Raw genomic sequence first — 17,008 nt, 5'->3', positions numbered from 1 at the left:
GAACGGTCCCGGGGATGACGGGGGGCTCTTGTCGGAGCCCCCCGTCAGGCCCGTCAGACCTCTTCGACGCTGCTCGGCTCACGCCGGGACAGGTCGATACCGAGCTCCTCCGCCGCGCGGAAGACGTCCTCGTCGGTGTCGCGCATCTCGATGGACATGCCGTCCGAGGACAGCACCTCCACGTTGAGGCAGAGCGACTGCATTTCCTTGATGAGCACCTTGAAGGACTCGGGAATGCCCGGCTCGGGAATGTTCTCGCCCTTGACGATGGCCTCGTAGACCTTCACGCGGCCGGTGACGTCGTCGGACTTGATGGTCAGCAGTTCCTGGAGGGCGTAAGCGGCGCCGTAAGCCTCGAGCGCCCACACCTCCATCTCACCGAATCGCTGGCCACCGAACTGTGCCTTACCACCCAGCGGCTGCTGCGTGATCATCGAGTACGGACCGGTCGACCGGGCGTGGAGCTTGTCGTCGACCAGGTGGTGGAGCTTGAGGATGTACATGTACCCGATGGAGATCGGGTCCGGGAACGGCTCACCGGAGCGGCCGTCGAACAGACGCGCCTTGCCGGACGGCATGACCAGACGGTCACCGTCGCGGTTCGGGATGGTGTGCTCGAAGAGGCCGGCGAGCTCGTCCTCACGGGCACCGTCGAACACCGGGGTGGCGACGTTGGTACCGGGCGCGACCTTGTCGGCACCGATGACCTTCAGACGCTCGGCCCACTCCTCGCCGAGGCCGGAGACGTCCCAGCCGCGGCTGGCGAGCCAGCCGAGGTGGATCTCCAGGACCTGTCCCGGGTTCATTCGGGACGGGACACCCAGCGGGTTCAGGATGATGTCGACCGGCGTGCCGTCCTCAAGGAAGGGCATGTCCTCGATCGGAAGGATCTTGGAGATGACACCCTTGTTGCCGTGGCGGCCGGCGAGCTTGTCACCGTCGGTGATCTTGCGCTTCTGGGCGACGTAGACGCGGACCAGCTGGTTCACGCCCGGAGGAAGCTCGTCGCCCTCCTCGCGGTCGAAGACGCGGACACCGATGACCTTGCCGATCTCACCGTGAGGGACCTTGAGCGAGGTGTCACGCACCTCGCGGGCCTTCTCACCGAAGATCGCGCGGAGCAGGCGCTCCTCCGGGGTCAGCTCGGTCTCGCCCTTGGGCGTGACCTTGCCGACCAGGATGTCGCCGGCGACGACGTCCGCACCGATGCGGATGATGCCGCGCTCGTCGAGGTCCGCGAGGACCTCCTCGGAGACGTTCGGGATGTCCCGGGTGATCTCCTCGGGGCCGAGCTTGGTGTCACGGGCGTCGACCTCGTGCTCCTCGATGTGGATCGAGGAGAGGACGTCGTCCTGCACGAGGCGCTGCGACAGGATGATCGCGTCCTCGTAGTTGTGACCTTCCCACGGCATGAACGCGACGAGCAGGTTCTTGCCGAGGGCCATTTCGCCCTCTTCGGTGGCCGGGCCGTCGGCGAGGACCTGGTCCTCGACGATCCGGTCACCCTCGTTGACGATGACCTTCTGGTTGACCGAGGTGCCCTGGTTCGAGCGGGAGAACTTGGCGACGCGGTACGTGGTGTACGTGCCGTCGTCGTTGGCGACGGTGATGTAGTCGGCCGAGACCTCCTGGACGACACCGTCCTTCTCCGCCTTGATCGAGTCACCGGCGTCGACCGCACAGCGGTACTCCATGCCGGTGCCGACGAGCGGGGCCTCCGCCTTGATGAGCGGAACGGCCTGGCGCATCATGTTCGCGCCCATGAGGGCACGGTTGGCGTCGTCGTGCTCCAGGAAGGGGATCATCGCGGTAGCGACGGACACCATCTGGCGCGGGGAGACGTCCATGTAGTCGACGTCGTCGCCGGCGATGTAGTCGATCTCGCCGCCACGACGGCGCACCAGCACGCGGGTCTCGGTGAAGCGCATGTCGTCGGACAGGCCGGCGTTGGCCTGGGCGATGACGAAGCGGTCTTCCTCGTCGGCGGTCAGGTAGTCGACCTCGTCGGTGACGACACCGTCGATGACCTTGCGGTACGGGGTCTCGACGAAGCCGAACGCGTTGACCCGGCCGTAGGACGCGAGCGAGCCGATCAGACCGATGTTCGGGCCTTCAGGGGTCTCGATCGGGCACATGCGGCCGTAGTGCGACGGGTGAACGTCACGGACCTCGAAGCCGGCCCGCTCACGGGACAGACCACCGGGGCCCAGCGCCGACAGGCGGCGCTTGTGGGTCAGACCCGACAGCGGGTTGTTCTGGTCCATGAACTGCGACAGCTGGCTGGTGCCGAAGAACTCCTTGATGGAGGCGACGACCGGCCGGATGTTGATCAGGGTCTGCGGCGTGATGGCCTCGACGTCCTGAGTCGTCATGCGCTCGCGGACGACGCGCTCCATACGAGCCAGACCCGTGCGGACCTGGTTCTGGATGAGCTCGCCGACGTTGCGCAGACGACGGTTGCCGAAGTGGTCGATGTCGTCGGTCTCGACCACGATCGAACGGCCGGACTCGCCGGTCGTCTCGGTCTCGCCGGCGTGCAGCTTGACCAGGTACTTGATCGTGGCGATGACGTCGTCGGTGGTGAGCACGCCGGCGTCCAGCGGCTCATCGGCGCCGAGCTTCTTGTTCACCTTGTAGCGGCCGACCTTCGCGAGGTCGTAGCGCTTCGGGTTGAAGTAGAGGTTCTCGAGCAGCGTCTGAGCGGCCTCGCGGGTCGGCGGTTCGCCCGGGCGCAGCTTGCGGTAGATGTCGAGCAGCGCGTCGTCCTGACCCTGGGTGTGGTCCTTCTCCAGGGTGGCGCGCATGGACTCGTACTGGCCGAACTCCTCCATGATCTGCTCGGTGGTCCAACCGAGAGCCTTGAGGAGAACGGTGACGGACTGCTTGCGCTTGCGGTCGATGCGGACACCGACCATGTCGCGCTTGTCGATCTCCATCTCCAGCCAGGCACCCCGGGACGGGATGATCTTGGCGGAGAAGATGTCCTTGTCGGACGTCTTGTCGATCGAGGAGTCGAAGTAGACACCGGGGGAACGGACAAGCTGCGACACGACGACACGCTCGGTGCCGTTGATGACGAAGGTGCCCTTGTTGGTCATGAGCGGGAAATCGCCCATGAAGACCGTCTGAGACTTGATCTCTCCGGTCTCGTTGTTCGTGAACTCGGCTGTGACGAACAGCGGCGCCGCGTACGTGAAGTCGCGGTCCTTGCACTCGTCGACAGAGTTCTTCGCCGGCTCGAAACGGTGGTCGCGGAAGGTCAGCGACATCGACCCGGAGAAGTCCTCGATCGGCGAGATCTCCTCGAAGATCTCTTCCAGACCGGACTTGGTGGGGACGTCCTGTCCACTCTCAAGCGCCGACTCGACGCGAGCCTTCCAGGCCGCGTTGCCGAGCAGCCAGTCAAAGCTCTCGGTCTGCAGCGCCAGGAGGTTCGGAACCTCGAGGGGCTCCTTGATCTTTGCAAAGGAGATGCGCAGCGGGGCGGTGCTGGCACCGTTGTTCGTATTGGTCGAGGCGTTGCGCGAGGCGGCCAAGAGGGGGTCCTTCCGAGGGCTCGGACTCACTACGCGCGTACCGGTCCCAGCCGACACAGAAGACAAGCGCTTCCGATCTGGTCAAAAGTCCAGGTCGGGGCGATCAATCAGTGTGCTCAAGCGTGGGCATGCCCCTGGCGACGGGCAGGGGGCAGCTAACAGGCAGCGCAAAGGGTCAGTGTAGCCAGTCGGCTCACTGATGTCCAGACCAGGTTTCCGGAAACCGGCAACAGGCCTTCCCCATGTCGTTTGTCCAACATCGCTTCAACGCTGCGGCACTCATACACAGAGCGCGTATCAGTACTGCCCTCTTCGTAGTCGATCCATGCCTCGGATCTCGGATCGAGCTGTCCGAGCCGCGACCGGTCTGAGAATTGCGCGCCGCGTCCCGTTCGTCAAGGCCCCCTGCTCCGTGCGGATCATCTCCGGACCCTGCCGCGGGGCAACGATGATCACCCTACTCCCCAACGAGACCAGGGCAAATCAGGCACTGCGGGTACGCCGAAGGGCGACCACCCTTACGGGTGATCGCCCTTCGCGGGAGCCTTGCAGGAGGCTCCGGAGGTGTTACTTGACCTCGACGCCGGCGCCGGCAGCCTTGAGGGCCTCGGCGGCCTTGTCAGCGGCCTCCTTGGCGACCTTCTCGAGGACGGGCTTCGGGGCGCCGTCCACGAGGTCCTTGGCCTCCTTGAGGCCCAGGGAGGTCAGCTCACGCACGACCTTGATGACCTGGATCTTCTTGTCACCGGCAGAGGTGAGGACGACGTCGAACTCGTCCTGCTCCTCGGCGGCCTCGGCCGGAGCGCCGGGGGCACCCGGGGCGGCAACGGCGACGGCCGCGGCGGCGGTGACGTCGAACTTCTCCTCGAAGGCCTTCACGAACTCGGAGAGCTCGATGAGGGTCATCTCCTCGAACTGGGCGAGGAGGTCGTCCTGAGAGAGCTTCGCCATGACGGGCGATCCTTCCACTAATTCGGCAGGTGCCGGATGTATTGAGAGGCGGGCGTAACGGCCCGCTACGACCCACGCACTAGGCGGCGTAGATCAGTGCGCGAGCCGAATTACTCGGCACCGCCCTGCTCGGCGAGCTTGACGCGAAGCGCTTCCGCGGTGCGGACGAACTTCGACGGCAGCGCCTGGAAGAGCGAGGCAGCCTGAGACTGCTTGCCCTTGAACGCGCCGGCCAGCTTGCTGAGCAGAACCTCGCGGGACTCGAGGTCCGCAAGCTTCTTGATCTCATCGGCGGAGAGCGCCTTGCCATCAAGGACACCCGCCTTGATGATGAGATTCGGGTTGTCCTTGGCGAAGTCACGCAGGCTCTTCGCCGACTCCACCGGGTCACCGGTGATGAAGGCGACCGCGGTCGGACCAGCGAAGTGCTCGTCCAGCGCGGTGATCCCGGCCTGGTTGGCCGCAATCTTGGTCAGCGTGTTCTTCACCACGGCGTACTGGGCGTTCTCACCGAGCGAACGACGCAGCGTCTTGAGCTGCGCGACGGTGAGACCCCGGTACTCGGTCAGCACGGCGGCGTTCGAGCTCTGGAACGCGTCCGTGAGCTCGGCTACCGCGGCAGCCTTGTCGGGCCTTGCCATAGAGCGTCGGCCTCCTTCCGGGTGATGAGGACCGCTCAGAAGGGGCTGAACAAAACGAAACGCCCCGGCGCAAGCGCACGGGGCTTAAGCTCCACCGGATTGCTCCGGGAACTCCTCCACGAACACCTGCGCAGGACGTCCGCAGTCAGCGGATCCTTCGGCCGCCGCACCCTTTCGGACACGGCAACGACCAGCGGTCTTTGGCTTCTGGTGAAGCGTACGTGAAAGGTTCGAGCCAAGGCAAATCGCCTCATCGGGCACCGAGACCGACGCTCGGCGAGCAGTCCTCGACGAGGCCTCACGGGCGCTTGCCGGGGCCTTCGGCGGCCCGTACGCGAAAGGACCCCTCGCCGCCCGTGAAGGCGGGCGAGGGGTCCTTTCAGCCACTCGGTGAGCCGTCAGGCTCAGACAGCAGCCGGGTCTTCCTCGACGAGGAGGTTCCGGGTGCGGTTGGAGTCCAGCATGATGCCGGGACCCATCGTGGTGCTCAGGGCGGCCTTCTTGATGTAGCGGCCCTTCGCGGCGGACGGCTTCAGACGAAGGATCTCGTCCAGGGCCGCGCCGTAGTTCTCGACCAGCTGCTCATCGGAGAAGGAGACCTTGCCGATGATGAAGTGCAGGTTCGAGTGCTTGTCGACGCGGAACTCGATCTTGCCACCCTTGATCTCGGTGACAGCCTTGGCGACGTCCATCGTGACGGTGCCGGTCTTCGGGTTCGGCATGAGGCCACGGGGACCGAGCACGCGGCCGAGGCGGCCGACCTTGCCCATGAGGTCCGGGGTGGCGACAACGGCGTCGAACTCGTTGAGGCGGTTGCCCTTGGCGATCTCGCCGATGAGCTCGTCGTCGCCGACGATGTCGGCGCCGGCGGCTACCGCGGCCGCAGCACGGTCACCGGTCGCGAAGACCAGGACCCGGGCGGTCTTGCCGGTGCCGTGCGGGAGGTTCACGGTGCCACGGACCATCTGGTCGGCCTTGCGCGGGTCGACACCCAGGCGGAAGGCGACCTCGACGGTGCTGTCGAACTTGGTCGTGGAGGTCTCCTTGGCGAGACGGACGGCCTCGAGCGGGGCGTACTGCTTCTCCCGGTCGATCTTGGCGTCCGCAGCGCGGAGAGTCTTGCTGCGCTTCACTTCTGCTCCTGTGTTGTGACTTCAGGCGTGGAGTCGTGGTGCGGACCAGCGCTTGGCCCTACCACTGTGGTGCTGGGGTGGCTGGATCAGCCTTCGACCGTGATGCCCATCGAACGCGCGGTGCCGGAGATGATCTTCTCGGCGGCGTCGATGTCGTTGGCGTTCAGGTCGGGCATCTTGAGCTCGGCGATCTCGCGGACCTGGGCGCGCGTCAGCTTCGCGACCTTGGTCTTGTGCGGCTCGCCGGAGCCCTTCTCAATGCCCGCGCTCTTCAGGATGAGGCGCGCGGCGGGCGGAGTCTTGGTGATGAAGGTGAAGGAGCGGTCGTCGTAGACCGTGATCTCCACCGGCACGACCATGCCGCGCTGCGACTCGGTCGCGGCGTTGTAGGCCTTGCAGAACTCCATGATGTTGACGCCGTGCTGACCGAGCGCGGGGCCGACCGGCGGAGCCGGGTTGGCCGCACCGGCCTTGATCTGGAGCTTGATAAGCCCCGTGATCTTCTTCTTCTTGGGAGGCATTGCTCTCTCCGGGTCCTAGTGAGAGTTTTCAGCCGCCAACCGGTCATCCGGATGGAGGCATACCGCACCACGATAACGGGTATAGGTGCGGGGCTAAAAACCGAGCAGGTCAGACCGCCCTTGAGGGGTGGTCTGACCTGTCCGGAAGCTGTGGCTCAGAAGCCCTGGATCACACGGAGTGGATCAGTTCTTCTGGATCTGGTCGAAGCTGAGCTCGACCGGGGTCTCGCGGCCGAAGATCTCGACGAGACCCTTGACCTTCTTCGAGTCCGGGTTGATCTCGTTGATGGTCGCCTGGAGCGTCGCGAACGGGCCGTCGGTGACGGTGACCGAGTCGCCGACCTCGAAGTCGAGCACCTGGATCTCGCGCTTGACGGAGGGCGCGGGCAGGCCGGCCTCTTCCGCCGCGGCCTTGGCGGCCTTCTCCTGTGCCTCCGGGGCGAGCATCTTGACGATCTCGTCCAGGGTCAGCGGGTACGGGTCGTACGCGTTGCCGACGAAGCCGGTGACGCCAGGCGTGTTGCGGACGACGCCCCAGGACTCGTTCGTCAGATCCATGCGGACGAGAACGTAACCGGGCAGCTTGTTCTGCCGGACGTTCTTGCGCTCGCCGTTCTTGATCTGGACGATCTCTTCCTCGGGCACCTCGGCCTGGTAGATGAACTCCTCGACGTTCAGCGAGACGGCACGCTGCTCCAGGTTGGCCTTCACGCGCTTCTCGTAGCCGGCGTAGGTGTGGATCACGTACCACTCGCCGGGCAGGAGACGCAGCTCCTCGCGCAGGGCCTGGACGGGGTCGACCGGCTCGGCGGGCTCGACCGGGGCAGCCTCTTCGGCGGCCTCGTCGGTCTCGGCTTCGGCCGCCGCGTCGGTCTCGGTCTCGGCGTCCGCGCCGGTCGCGGCCTCGGCGTCGTCGTCAGCCTCTTCGACCTCGGCGTCGTCCTCGACCCGGGCGTCGATCTCGCCCTCGACGTGCAGCGCGGCCTCCTCGGCTGCGACACCCGCCTTGGCGTCGGCGTGCTCGGCCTCGTCGGGGTCCACAGCGTCTGCCGCCTCGACGATGTCGAGCTCGTCCTCGACGGACTCGACGGAGTCGTGGCTCACGTTCAGGTTCGGGTCAGACACGGTGGCTGCTTCTTCCTGGATACAAAAGGTGGTGGAACATGCGAAAACGGGCGGCACCCATCAAGGCGCCGCCCTCCGCGGGGATCAGCCGAAGACGAACTTGATGGCTTCCTGGAACCCATAGTCAATCACGGTCACCAGACCGATCATGATGACGACGAAGACAATCACCACGGTGGTGTACGTCGTGAGCTGGTTGCGAGTGGGCCATACAACCTTGCGGAGTTCCGCGACGATCTGGCGGTAGAACAGCGCGAGCCGGCCCAGGGGGCCCTTCTTGCCGCGCTTGCCGCCCTTGCGGGCCTTCTTCTCGCGAGTCTCGTCCTCGGCGTCAGGCATGTCGATGGAGCCCAGGGCGTCCGTCACGTCTCTCACCTGAATCCGGGTCGTGGCCGTACCGCGCCCGGTTGCGCCGCACGGCGTTGCATCAAAGTACGTACCTGCGCACACACATCCGAGAAGGAGTGTGGAGCAGGGCCGGAGGGACTCGAACCCCCAACCGCTGGTTTTGGAGACCAGTGCTCTACCAATTGAGCTACGACCCTTTGTGTCCCCCAACCTACCGCATCCGGATGAGTGCACGGAGTGCGCACGCTCCGGGGCAGTCGGCGAGGTCCAACGACAGGTGAGTGTACGTGGTCCGGGCGCCGACGTCGAACAGAACCCGAGCTGACGTGCTCCGGTCCGGTACCTGAAACGGTGTGCCGCGCGTCTTTGCCGTCTGGGACGATTGCCCGCATGACCTCTGCAACGCCTTCCTCCGAGCGCCGGGTGTCCGCCCGTATCGGCGCCATTTCCGAGTCCGCCACCCTCGCCGTCGACGCCAAGGCCAAGGCCCTCAAGGCCGCCGGACGCCCGGTGATCGGCTTCGGCGCGGGCGAGCCCGACTTCCCGACCCCGGACTACATCGTCGAGGCCGCGATCGAGGCCTGCCGCAACCCCAAGTACCACCGCTACACGCCGGCCGGCGGCCTGCCCGAGCTGAAGGCCGCGATCGCCGCGAAGACGCTGCGCGACTCCGGCTACGAGGTCGACCCGTCGCAGATCCTCGTGACCAACGGCGGCAAGCAGGCGATCTACGAGGCCTTCGCCTCCATCCTCGACCCGGGTGACGAGGTCATCGTCCCGGCCCCGTACTGGACCACCTACCCGGAGTCCATCCGTCTCGCCGGCGGTGTGCCGGTCGACGTCGTCGCCGACGAGACCACCGGCTACCGCGTCTCCGTCGAGCAGCTGGAGGCAGCGCGCACCGAGCGCACCAAGGTCGTCCTCTTCGTCTCCCCGTCCAACCCGACCGGGGCCGTCTACAGCGAGGACGACGCCCGCGCGATCGGCGAGTGGGCCGCCTCGCACGGCCTGTGGGTGCTGACGGACGAGATCTACGAGCACCTCGTCTACGGCGACGCGAAGTTCACCTCGCTTCCGGTGCTGGTGCCCGCGCTGGCCGACAAGTGCATCGTGGTCAACGGCGTCGCCAAGACGTACGCGATGACCGGCTGGCGCGTCGGGTGGGTCATCGGCCCGAAGGACGTCGTGAAGGCCGCGACGAACCTGCAGTCCCACGCCACGTCGAACGTCTCCAACGTGGCCCAGGTGGCCGCCCTGGCCGCCGTCTCGGGCAACCTGGACGCGGTCGCGGAGATGCGCAAGGCCTTCGACCGCCGCCGCCAGACCATGGTCAAGATGCTGAACGAGATCGACGGCGTCTTCTGCCCGACCCCCGAGGGCGCGTTCTACGCGTACCCCTCCGTCAAGGAGCTCCTCGGCAAGGAGATCCGCGGCAAGCGCCCGCAGAGCTCGGTCGAGCTGGCCGCCCTGATCCTCGACGAGGTCGAGGTCGCGGTCGTCCCGGGCGAGGCCTTCGGCACCCCGGGCTACCTGCGCCTCTCGTACGCCCTGGGCGACGAGGACCTGGTCGAGGGTGTGTCCCGCATCCAGAAGCTCCTGGCCGAAGCCAAGGCCTGACGCGGCCGGCAGCCGGTCCCGAGCGGCGTCTCCCCGAGTGGGAGACGCCGCTCGGGCGCATCTCGGCCCCCGTCAGCGCACGCGGCGGACCCACCCGGCCCCGTCGGCGTGGAGGCACGGGTCCGGGGCCGGGCCCCGGCAGTCGGCCCGCAGCCGGCCCCGGCCGCTTCCGCGTTCGAGCAAGCCCCCGATCGGGAAAACGCCCTCCCGCTCAGCGCGTGCGTACGGCAGGATCACTGAATGCTGCCCCTCTCAGGGGGACACCCCCCGAACCCCCCGCACGCACGAGACCTCACGCTCCTGCCCAAGGCCCATCTCCACCTGCACTTCACCGGGTCGATGCGCCCGTCGACCCTGCTGGAGCTCGCCGACAAGTACGGCGTGCGCCTGCCCGACGCACTCACCGCCGGAGAGCCCCCCAAGCTGCGGGCCACCGACGAGCGCGGCTGGTTCCGCTTCCAGCGGCTCTACGACGCCGCCCGCTCCTGCCTGCGCGAGCCCGACGACATCCGGCGCCTGGTCCGCGAGGCCGCGGAGGAGGACGTACGGGACGGCAGCGGCTGGCTGGAGATCCAGGTGGATCCCACCTCCTACGCGCCCCTCCTCGGCGGGATGATCCCGGCGGTCGAGATCATCCTCGACGCCGTGGACGCCGCCTCCCGGGAGACCGGGCTCGGCATGCGCGTCCTCATCGCCGCCAACCGCATGAAGCACCCCCTCGACGCCCGCACCCTGGCCCGCCTCGCCGTCCGCTACGCCGACCGCGGCGTCGTCGGTTTCGGGCTCTCCAACGACGAGCGCCGCGGCATGGCCCGTGATTTCGACCGGGCCTTCGCCATCGCCCGCGAGGGCGGCCTGCTCGCGGCCCCGCACGGCGGCGAGCTCACGGGCCCGTCCTCGGTCCGCGACTGCCTCGACGATCTGAGCGCCGTCCGCATCGGGCACGGCGTACGGGCGGCCGAGGACCCGCGGCTGCTCAAGCGGCTCGCCGACCGGCAGGTCACCTGCGAGGTCTGCCCGGCCTCCAATGTCGCCCTCGGGGTGTACGAGCGGCCCGAGGACGTCCCGCTGCGCACCCTCTTCGAGGCGGGGGTGCCGATGGCCCTGGGTGCGGACGACCCGCTGCTGTTCGGGTCCCGGCTGGCCGCCCAGTACGAGATCGCCCGCCGCCACCACGCCTTCACGGACGCGGAGCTCGCCGAGCTGGCCCGCCAGTCGGTGCGCGGTTCCGCCGCGCCCGACGACGTACAGGCCAAGCTGCTGGCCGGGATCGACCACTGGCTCACCGGGTGAGCGGCGGCGTGTGAGCGCCGGCGTGCGAGCGGGTGAGGGTCAGCGCGTGAGCCTGAGGTCCCCCTCGTAGCAGTCGGCTCGTACCCGGCCCCCGTTCGGGAAGCCGATCTCCAGGTGGGTGCGGCCCTGCTCGGGCAGCGCGTACTCGGCGACCGAGACGACGGTCTCGCCGAGGTGGCGCAGGAAGGGGTGGTCGCCGAGGTCCTCGCCGACCTCGATGCGGCCCCACTCGCCCAGGTCGTACGGCTCGTGCGGCGCCGCGGACTCGACGATGAGGCACTGGTCGGACCCGGTGGTGATCCGGATGGAGTCGCCGGCGCTGTCGATCAGCCAGACGTCGAGGGGAGCCTCGGAGCGCTCGCCGTCGCTGATGTGCCAGGACGCGACGACTCTGCTGAGTGTGCGACCCACGAGGCGGGTGGGGTCCGTACCGGCCCCGTGCAGGGGACAGAGCATGGGCGGCCGGGACTCCTCAGATGCTGACGCCGACCGTCACCGGCTCGTTGACCAGGGTGACGCCGAAGGCCGCGCGGACACCCGCGACGACCTCGCGGGCCAGGGCGAGGAGGTCCTCGGTGGTGGCCTCGCCGCGGTTGGTGAGGGCGAGGGTGTGCTTGGTGGAGATGCGCGCGGGGCCGGTGCCGTAGCCCTTGGTGAAGCCGGCCTTGTCGATCAGCCAGGCCGCGCTGGTCTTCGTACGGCCGTCGCCGGCGGGGTAGGCGGGCGGGGCGGTGTCGGGGCCGAGGCGGTCCTGGACGCGGGCGAGGAAGGCGGCGTACTCCTCGTCGGTGAGGATCGGGTTGTGGAAGAAGGAGCCGGCCGACCACGTGTCGTGGTCGGCGGGGTCGAGGACCATGCCCTTGCCGGCGCGCAGGCGCAGCACGGTCTCGCGGGCGGTGGCGGCCGGGACCCGGTCGCCGGCCTCGACGCCGAGGGCGCGGGCGGTCTCGGGGTACTTGATCGGCGCGGAGAGGCCGCCGGCGTCTTCCAGGGCGAAGCGCACGCGCAGGACGACGTACCGCTCGGGCTGGTGCTTGAAGAGGCTGTCGCGGTACGAGAACGCGCACTCGGCGGCGGTCAGCGTGACCGTCTCGCGGTGGGTGCGGTCGTAGGCGACGACCTCGGTGATGGTCTCGCAGACCTCCTGGCCGTACGCCCCGACGTTCTGGATCGGGGTCGCACCGGCGGAGCCGGGGATTCCGGCGAGGCATTCGACACCGGCGAGGCCCGCCTCCACGGTGCGGGTGACGGCCTCGCTCCAGTTCTCGCCGGCGGCGAGCTCCAGGGTGGTGCCGTCGAGATCGAAGCCAGTGGTCGCGATGCGCAGGGCGGTGCCGTCGAAGCCCTTGTCGCCGATGACCAGGTTGCTGCCGCCGCCGATGACCAGGAGCGGGGTGCCGCTCTCGTCCGCGGCGCGGACGGCGGCGACCACCTCGGCGTCGGTGGTCGCCGTGATCAGGCGGGTGGCGGGGCCACCGAGGCGGAAGGTGGTCAGCGGGGCGAGGGGGGCGTCGTGGAGTTCCAGCACGTGGACAAGAGTACGGTCCGTCCCCCTCGCATCCCTGCGGGGCCACGGACCGGGGGACCGGGACGCGTGGAGTCAGTACTCCGACTTCTGCTCGGCGAGGCGGCGCTCGGCCTCGGCCCAGGTGATCGGCAGCTCCGAGGCCTTCACCGTCCAGAAGGTGAAGGCGGACTCCTTCATGGAGGCGGCGGCGGCGCGGGAGCGGGAGAGGTGGGGCTCGCCGCGGGCGAACCGGTAGAGCGCGTCCCGGTCCTGCCAGGCGGAGAGGGTCAGGAAGGTGCGGCCGAGGACGCGGGCGCGCAGGGCGACGCCATGGGCGCCGGGGGCCTTGCGGATCTGGCGGACGATGCCGGGGGCCTTGAGGAGGAACGTGAGGGCGCCGGCGAGGGTGGTCGTCTCGAAGCGGGAGGCCATGACGCAGACCTCGGCGTCGGGGTCGGCCGCGGTGGGAGTGGACCAGGGGATGTCGGGCATGGCGGGTCCTCCTTGGCGATGAGGTGTACGAGGCTGCGTGCGGGGGCGGTGCTGCGGTTCTCCCGCCCGGATCCGGGCGCGGGCCGCGGGGCGCGAGCGGGGTCGGCGTGGTCAGCCGGGCGGGAGCGGGCCGGCATGCGCCTCCGGGCGCGAGCGGGGTCGGCGCGGTCAGCCGGGCGAGAGCGCGGTCGGCACGGGCCTCCGGGCGCGAGCCGGGTCGGCGCGGGCCTCCGGGCGCGAGCCGGGTCGGCGCGGTCAGCCGGCCGCGGGGACCTTGCCCGGGGGTTCGGCGGCTTCGGCGGCCGCCTCGGTCACGGCGGCCTGAGCGGCGACGACCGGGGCGGTCTTCCGCTTGCGGGGCAGCAGCAGGGCCAGTCCGGCGGCCAGGGCGACGGCGGCAGCGCCGATCCCCAGGGCCGGGACGGTGCCGTCGGTGAAGGCCTGCGGGGACTCGTAGCCGCCCCGGGCGGAGAAGACCGAGGCCAGGACCGCGACACCGAGGGCTCCGCCGACCTCGCGCAGGGCGTTGTTGGTGCCGGAGGCCTTGCCCTGGTCGGCGGGGGCCACGGTGGACATCAGGACGTTGGCGGCGGGGGCGAAGTAGAGGGCCATCCCGATCCCGCCGAGGATCATCGGCGGCAGCTGGGCGGCGTACGAGACGTCCGGACTGAGGATCACGGCGAACCAGCCGAGGCCGAGCGCCTGGAGCGCCAGCCCGGTGGCGACGACCGGGCGGCCGCCGATCCGGTCGGAGAGGATCCCGGCGAGCGGGGCGACGATCATCGGCATCCCGGTCCACGGGAGCATGCGCAGACCGGCCTCGGTGGGCGAGTAGCCGACGACGCCCTGGAGGAACTGGCTGAGCAGGAAGATCGAGCCGAACATGCCCAGGAACATCAGCAGACCGGCCAGGTTGATGCCGAGGAAGCCGCGGTCGCGGAAGAGCCGCATGGGGAGCATGGCGTGCGCGCTGCGGAAGCCGTGGTGGATGAAAGCGCCGACGAGCGCCGTACCGACGGTCAGGCCGAGGAGGACGGGGGCGCTGGTCCAGCCCTCGGCGTTGGCGTTCACCAGGGCGTAGACGATCCCGAAGAGGCCGCCGCTGATGAGCAGGGTGCCGGGGATGTCGAGGCGGGACGCGGGGGCGGTGGACTCGGCCAGACGCAGGCGGGCGAGGGGGATGAGTGCGAGGCCTATGGGGACGTTGAGCCAGAAGATCCACTGCCAGGAGATGTGCTCGGTGAGGCTGCCGCCGATGAGGGGGCCGCTGGCGACGGCGAGGCCGGTGACGGCGCCGTAGATGCCGAGGGCCATGCCGCGCCGGGCTGCGGGGACGGCGGCGGTGAGCAGGGTGAGGGTGAGCGGCATCATGATCGCGGCGCCGACGCCCTGGACGGCGCGGGCGGCGATGAGGGCGTCGATGCCGGGCGAGAGCGCGGCCGCGGCGGAGGCGGCGGTGAAGATCGCGAGGCCGATGACGAACAGCTTGCGGCGGCCGAAACGGTCACCGAGGGCGGCACCGAACATGAGGAGGACGGCGAAGGTGAGCGTGTAGGCGTTCACCGTCCACTCCAGGTCCTCCAGCTTGCCGCCGAGGTCGTCGCGGATGGCGGGGAGGGCGGTGGTGACGACGAGGTTGTCGAGGGCTGCCATGAAGCTGGCGACGCCGGTGAGGACGAGGGCCCAGACGGCGGGCCCGCGGAGCTTGGTTTCCGGGTTGTGCGTGGTCACGATTCCCCCCTGGTGCTGTTAGTTATTGATGACTAACTTTCCTGCTGATAGGTGCCCGCCTCGACCGTCGCCACAGGCGCCACTGCGGGCGCGACTGCGGACGTGGCCGTGGACGTCGCCATGGACATCACGACGGACGTCACCGCGGACGTCACCGCGGAGAAAACGCGGTACGGACGACGCGGTGATGTCGCGCCTTGCCCTACTCCTGCGCCGGACCTTTGAGGGGTGCCGATGGGAGGCAGCCCTCCCAGATCCGGTGGCCGGGCGGGAAGCCGATGGCGGCCAGCGTGTTGATGAGCATCCCGTGCGCCATGAAGTCGGCGGTCGCGCCGGCATCGGCACCGAGCGCCAGGTGAACGGTGTCCCAGAGTTCCATCCAGCCGGCCCGCAGCATCACGCCGAACTCCGGCTCAGCGGCGGCTTCGGCGGCGGCGACGGCGACATTCGCCTGCAGCTGCATCTGGAGCAGTTCGGGCCGGTCGGTGATGAGCCGGATGTACGCGTCCCCCATCGCCTGGAGCGCTTCATCGGGCTGCCGGCCCTCGACGGCCCGCTCGAAGGTGAGCCGGATGTCCTCCATGCAGCGGGCTGCGGCGGCGAGGAACATCGCCTGCTTGTTGGGGAAGAGGCGGAAGAGGTACGGCTGCGAGACACCCACCCGCTGGGCGATCACCTCGGTGGAGGTCCCGTAGTAGCCGCCGCGGGCGAACTCGTGCATCGCCGCGCGAATGACGCTCTCGCGCCGTTCGTCTGCGCTCATCCTCACCATGGGGCGTAAGTTAGTACTCAATCACTAACCTGGTCAAGCGGTCTGGCCCCTGAACGGCCTCACGGCGGCGGTGCGCGGTCAGCCCCACCAGGCGAGCCGCAGACGGGACCGGGACCCCGCACGTGGACGCGGGCAGACGCATCTGCCCGCGCCCCCACTCTGCGGCAGGGCAGGGCAGGGGGGAAAGAAGCGGGCCCGGGGCCTCCCCCGGCGGCGGGGAGCCCCGTACCACCCCACCAGGAGCAGGCTTCCAGAGCAGGCGCCCGTCAACCGGGGCCCGGACGGCCTCTGGTCGCGGCCGGCACGCCCGCGCGCCCGTGGCCGAGCAGGCCGCCCCCAGGTCACCGGCGACGGTCAGGAGAGCGCGACCACCGCGCGGGACATGCCCAGGACCTTCTGACCCGCGCTCATGGCCGTCAGGTCGACCCGTACGCGGTTGTCGTCCAGCTTGGCGGCGACCTTCGCCGTGACCTCGATCAGCCCGCCCCGGTCGTCGTTCGGGACCACGACGGGCTTCGTGAAGCGCACGCCGTACTCGACCACCGCACCCGGGTCACCGACCCAGTCGGTGACCACGCGGATCGCCTCGGCCATGGTGAACATGCCGTGCGCGATCACGTCCGGCAGTCCGACTTCCTTGGCGAACTTCTCGTTCCAGTGGATCGGATTGAAGTCGCCCGAGGCGCCGGCGTAGCGGACGAGCGTGGCGCGCGTCACGGGAAAAGACCCGGCCGGCAGCTCGGTGCCGACCTCGACGTCCGCGTACTTGATCTGCGCTGCCATGTCAGGCCTCCTCGGGGGCGCGGGAGACGAGCTTCGTCCACGCCGTCACCACGTGCTCGCCGGTCTCGTCGTGGACCTCACCGCGGATGTCGATGATGTCGTTGCCCGCCATCGACTTCACGGCCTCGATGGTGGAGGTCACGGAGAGCCGGTCACCGGCGCGCACGGGGCGCGAGTACGCGAACTTCTGGTCGCCGTGCACCACGCGGCTGTAGTCCAGGCCCAGCTGCGGGTCGTTCACCACCTGGCCCGCCGCCGCGAAAGTGATGGCAAACACAAAAGTCGGCGGTGCGATCACGTCGAGGTGACCGAGGGCCTTGGCGGCTTCGGGGTCGGTGTAGACGGGATTGGCGTCACCCACCGCAACCGCGAATTCGCGGATCTTCTCCCGGCCGACCTCGTACGGATCGGTGGGCGGGTAGCTCCGCCCCACGAAGGACTGGTCAAGCGCCATGACTCACTACCTCCTGTTGAAGGGACATGAAACACACAAACGCAGGTACAACGGCGATACAAAGGCAGATACAAAGGCAGAGGCAGTGACGAGCGCAAGACCTT

16 protein-coding genes and 1 tRNA gene are annotated in these 17,008 nt (G+C 68.8%); 2 read left to right on the top strand and 15 right to left on the bottom strand.

Annotated features, from left to right (window positions below; genetic code table 11):
* Positions 1 to 53: 53 nt before the first annotated feature.
* The 8 genes from rpoB to ABZX75_RS12835 form a co-directional block, all read right to left on the bottom strand.
* The gene (gene rpoB / locus ABZX75_RS12870; RefSeq protein ID WP_355410199.1) at positions 54 to 3,536 is read right to left on the bottom strand and encodes a DNA-directed RNA polymerase subunit beta; all 3,483 of its coding nucleotides are present in this window, start codon (positions 3,534 to 3,536) and stop codon (positions 54 to 56) included.
* Positions 3,537 to 4,103: 567 nt separating this feature from the next.
* The gene (rplL, locus tag ABZX75_RS12865; RefSeq protein WP_355410198.1) at positions 4,104 to 4,487 is read right to left on the bottom strand and encodes a 50S ribosomal protein L7/L12; all 384 of its coding nucleotides are present in this window, start codon (positions 4,485 to 4,487) and stop codon (positions 4,104 to 4,106) included.
* A 110-nt stretch (positions 4,488 to 4,597) separates the two neighbouring features.
* Positions 4,598 to 5,128: a 50S ribosomal protein L10 gene (rplJ, locus tag ABZX75_RS12860; RefSeq protein WP_355410197.1), complete on the bottom strand. Its 531-nt coding sequence runs from the start codon at positions 5,126 to 5,128 to the stop codon at positions 4,598 to 4,600.
* A gap of 404 nt (positions 5,129 to 5,532) precedes the next feature.
* Positions 5,533 to 6,261, bottom strand: a complete 729-nt coding sequence (gene rplA, locus ABZX75_RS12855) for a 50S ribosomal protein L1 (protein ID WP_355410196.1) — start codon at positions 6,259 to 6,261, stop codon at positions 5,533 to 5,535.
* Positions 6,262 to 6,347: 86 nt separating this feature from the next.
* Positions 6,348 to 6,782, bottom strand: coding sequence for a 50S ribosomal protein L11 (gene rplK / locus ABZX75_RS12850; RefSeq protein WP_355410195.1), 435 nt, complete (start codon positions 6,780 to 6,782; stop codon positions 6,348 to 6,350).
* 183 nt (positions 6,783 to 6,965) lie between these two features.
* Positions 6,966 to 7,907, bottom strand: a complete 942-nt coding sequence (nusG, locus tag ABZX75_RS12845; RefSeq protein ID WP_355410194.1) for a transcription termination/antitermination protein NusG — start codon at positions 7,905 to 7,907, stop codon at positions 6,966 to 6,968.
* An 84-nt stretch (positions 7,908 to 7,991) separates the two neighbouring features.
* On the bottom strand, positions 7,992 to 8,273 hold the full coding sequence (gene secE, locus ABZX75_RS12840) for a preprotein translocase subunit SecE (RefSeq protein ID WP_030825982.1): 282 nt from the start codon (positions 8,271 to 8,273) through the stop codon (positions 7,992 to 7,994).
* 106 nt (positions 8,274 to 8,379) lie between these two features.
* Positions 8,380 to 8,452 (bottom strand) — tRNA-Trp (locus ABZX75_RS12835).
* Between the two features lie 193 nt (positions 8,453 to 8,645).
* Between ABZX75_RS12835 and ABZX75_RS12830 the strand changes: the two genes are divergently transcribed.
* Together ABZX75_RS12830 and ABZX75_RS12825 are read left to right on the top strand one after the other, a co-directional pair.
* A complete protein-coding gene (locus ABZX75_RS12830) occupies positions 8,646 to 9,872 on the top strand; it encodes a pyridoxal phosphate-dependent aminotransferase (RefSeq protein ID WP_355410193.1) in 1,227 nt (408 codons plus the stop codon).
* Between the two features lie 240 nt (positions 9,873 to 10,112).
* The gene (locus ABZX75_RS12825) at positions 10,113 to 11,165 is read left to right on the top strand and encodes an adenosine deaminase (protein ID WP_355410192.1); all 1,053 of its coding nucleotides are present in this window, start codon (positions 10,113 to 10,115) and stop codon (positions 11,163 to 11,165) included.
* Positions 11,166 to 11,204: 39 nt separating this feature from the next.
* On the opposite strand, the gene ABZX75_RS12820 is transcribed toward ABZX75_RS12825, so the two are convergent.
* From ABZX75_RS12820 to ABZX75_RS12790, 7 genes are all read right to left on the bottom strand, one after another.
* Positions 11,205 to 11,621, bottom strand: coding sequence for a hypothetical protein (locus ABZX75_RS12820; protein ID WP_355410191.1), 417 nt, complete (start codon positions 11,619 to 11,621; stop codon positions 11,205 to 11,207).
* A gap of 16 nt (positions 11,622 to 11,637) precedes the next feature.
* Positions 11,638 to 12,693 carry a UDP-N-acetylmuramate dehydrogenase gene (locus tag ABZX75_RS12815; protein ID WP_355410190.1) on the bottom strand — a complete coding sequence of 352 codons (1,056 nt, stop codon included), beginning with the start codon at positions 12,691 to 12,693 and terminating at the stop codon, positions 11,638 to 11,640.
* Between the two features lie 72 nt (positions 12,694 to 12,765).
* Positions 12,766 to 13,164: a DUF3291 domain-containing protein gene (locus ABZX75_RS12810; RefSeq protein WP_355410189.1), complete on the bottom strand. Its 399-nt coding sequence runs from the start codon at positions 13,162 to 13,164 to the stop codon at positions 12,766 to 12,768.
* Between the two features lie 255 nt (positions 13,165 to 13,419).
* Positions 13,420 to 14,895, bottom strand: coding sequence for a DHA2 family efflux MFS transporter permease subunit (locus ABZX75_RS12805; protein WP_355410188.1), 1,476 nt, complete (start codon positions 14,893 to 14,895; stop codon positions 13,420 to 13,422).
* Positions 14,896 to 15,097: 202 nt separating this feature from the next.
* The gene (locus tag ABZX75_RS12800) at positions 15,098 to 15,667 is read right to left on the bottom strand and encodes a TetR/AcrR family transcriptional regulator (protein WP_355410187.1); all 570 of its coding nucleotides are present in this window, start codon (positions 15,665 to 15,667) and stop codon (positions 15,098 to 15,100) included.
* A gap of 354 nt (positions 15,668 to 16,021) precedes the next feature.
* Positions 16,022 to 16,450 carry a MaoC family dehydratase gene (locus ABZX75_RS12795; RefSeq protein WP_355410186.1) on the bottom strand — a complete coding sequence of 143 codons (429 nt, stop codon included), beginning with the start codon at positions 16,448 to 16,450 and terminating at the stop codon, positions 16,022 to 16,024.
* A gap of 1 nt (position 16,451) precedes the next feature.
* Complete coding sequence (locus ABZX75_RS12790; protein ID WP_355410185.1) at positions 16,452 to 16,904, bottom strand: MaoC family dehydratase N-terminal domain-containing protein; 453 nt, start codon at positions 16,902 to 16,904, stop codon at positions 16,452 to 16,454.
* Between the last annotated feature and the right edge of the window lie 104 nt (positions 16,905 to 17,008).

Origin of the sequence: Streptomyces sp. NPDC003038 (assembly GCF_040611115.1) — a bacterium.
Taxonomy (GTDB): Bacteria; Actinomycetota; Actinomycetes; order Streptomycetales; family Streptomycetaceae; genus Streptomyces.
The sequence above is the reverse complement of the archived record's forward strand: the minus strand, read 5'-3'. Positions and strand labels throughout refer to the sequence as shown.

What these genes read in the sequence shown, in the direction of transcription:
- rplL (WP_355410198.1), bottom strand. Translation starts at nt 4,487, where the DNA reads ATGGCGAAGCTCTCTCAGGACGACCTCCTCGCCCAGTTCGAGGAGATG.
- rplJ (WP_355410197.1), bottom strand. Translation starts at nt 5,128, where the DNA reads ATGGCAAGGCCCGACAAGGCTGCCGCGGTAGCCGAGCTCACGGACGCG.
- rplK (WP_355410195.1), bottom strand. Translation starts at nt 6,782, where the DNA reads ATGCCTCCCAAGAAGAAGAAGATCACGGGGCTTATCAAGCTCCAGATC.
- ABZX75_RS12830 (WP_355410193.1), top strand. Translation starts at nt 8,646, where the DNA reads ATGACCTCTGCAACGCCTTCCTCCGAGCGCCGGGTGTCCGCCCGTATC.
- ABZX75_RS12825 (WP_355410192.1), top strand. Translation starts at nt 10,113, where the DNA reads ATGCTGCCCCTCTCAGGGGGACACCCCCCGAACCCCCCGCACGCACGA.
- ABZX75_RS12820 (WP_355410191.1), bottom strand. Translation starts at nt 11,621, where the DNA reads ATGCTCTGTCCCCTGCACGGGGCCGGTACGGACCCCACCCGCCTCGTG.
- ABZX75_RS12810 (WP_355410189.1), bottom strand. Translation starts at nt 13,164, where the DNA reads ATGCCCGACATCCCCTGGTCCACTCCCACCGCGGCCGACCCCGACGCC.
- ABZX75_RS12800 (WP_355410187.1), bottom strand. Translation starts at nt 15,667, where the DNA reads ATGGTGAGGATGAGCGCAGACGAACGGCGCGAGAGCGTCATTCGCGCG.
- ABZX75_RS12795 (WP_355410186.1), bottom strand. Translation starts at nt 16,450, where the DNA reads ATGGCAGCGCAGATCAAGTACGCGGACGTCGAGGTCGGCACCGAGCTG.
- ABZX75_RS12790 (WP_355410185.1), bottom strand. Translation starts at nt 16,904, where the DNA reads ATGGCGCTTGACCAGTCCTTCGTGGGGCGGAGCTACCCGCCCACCGAT.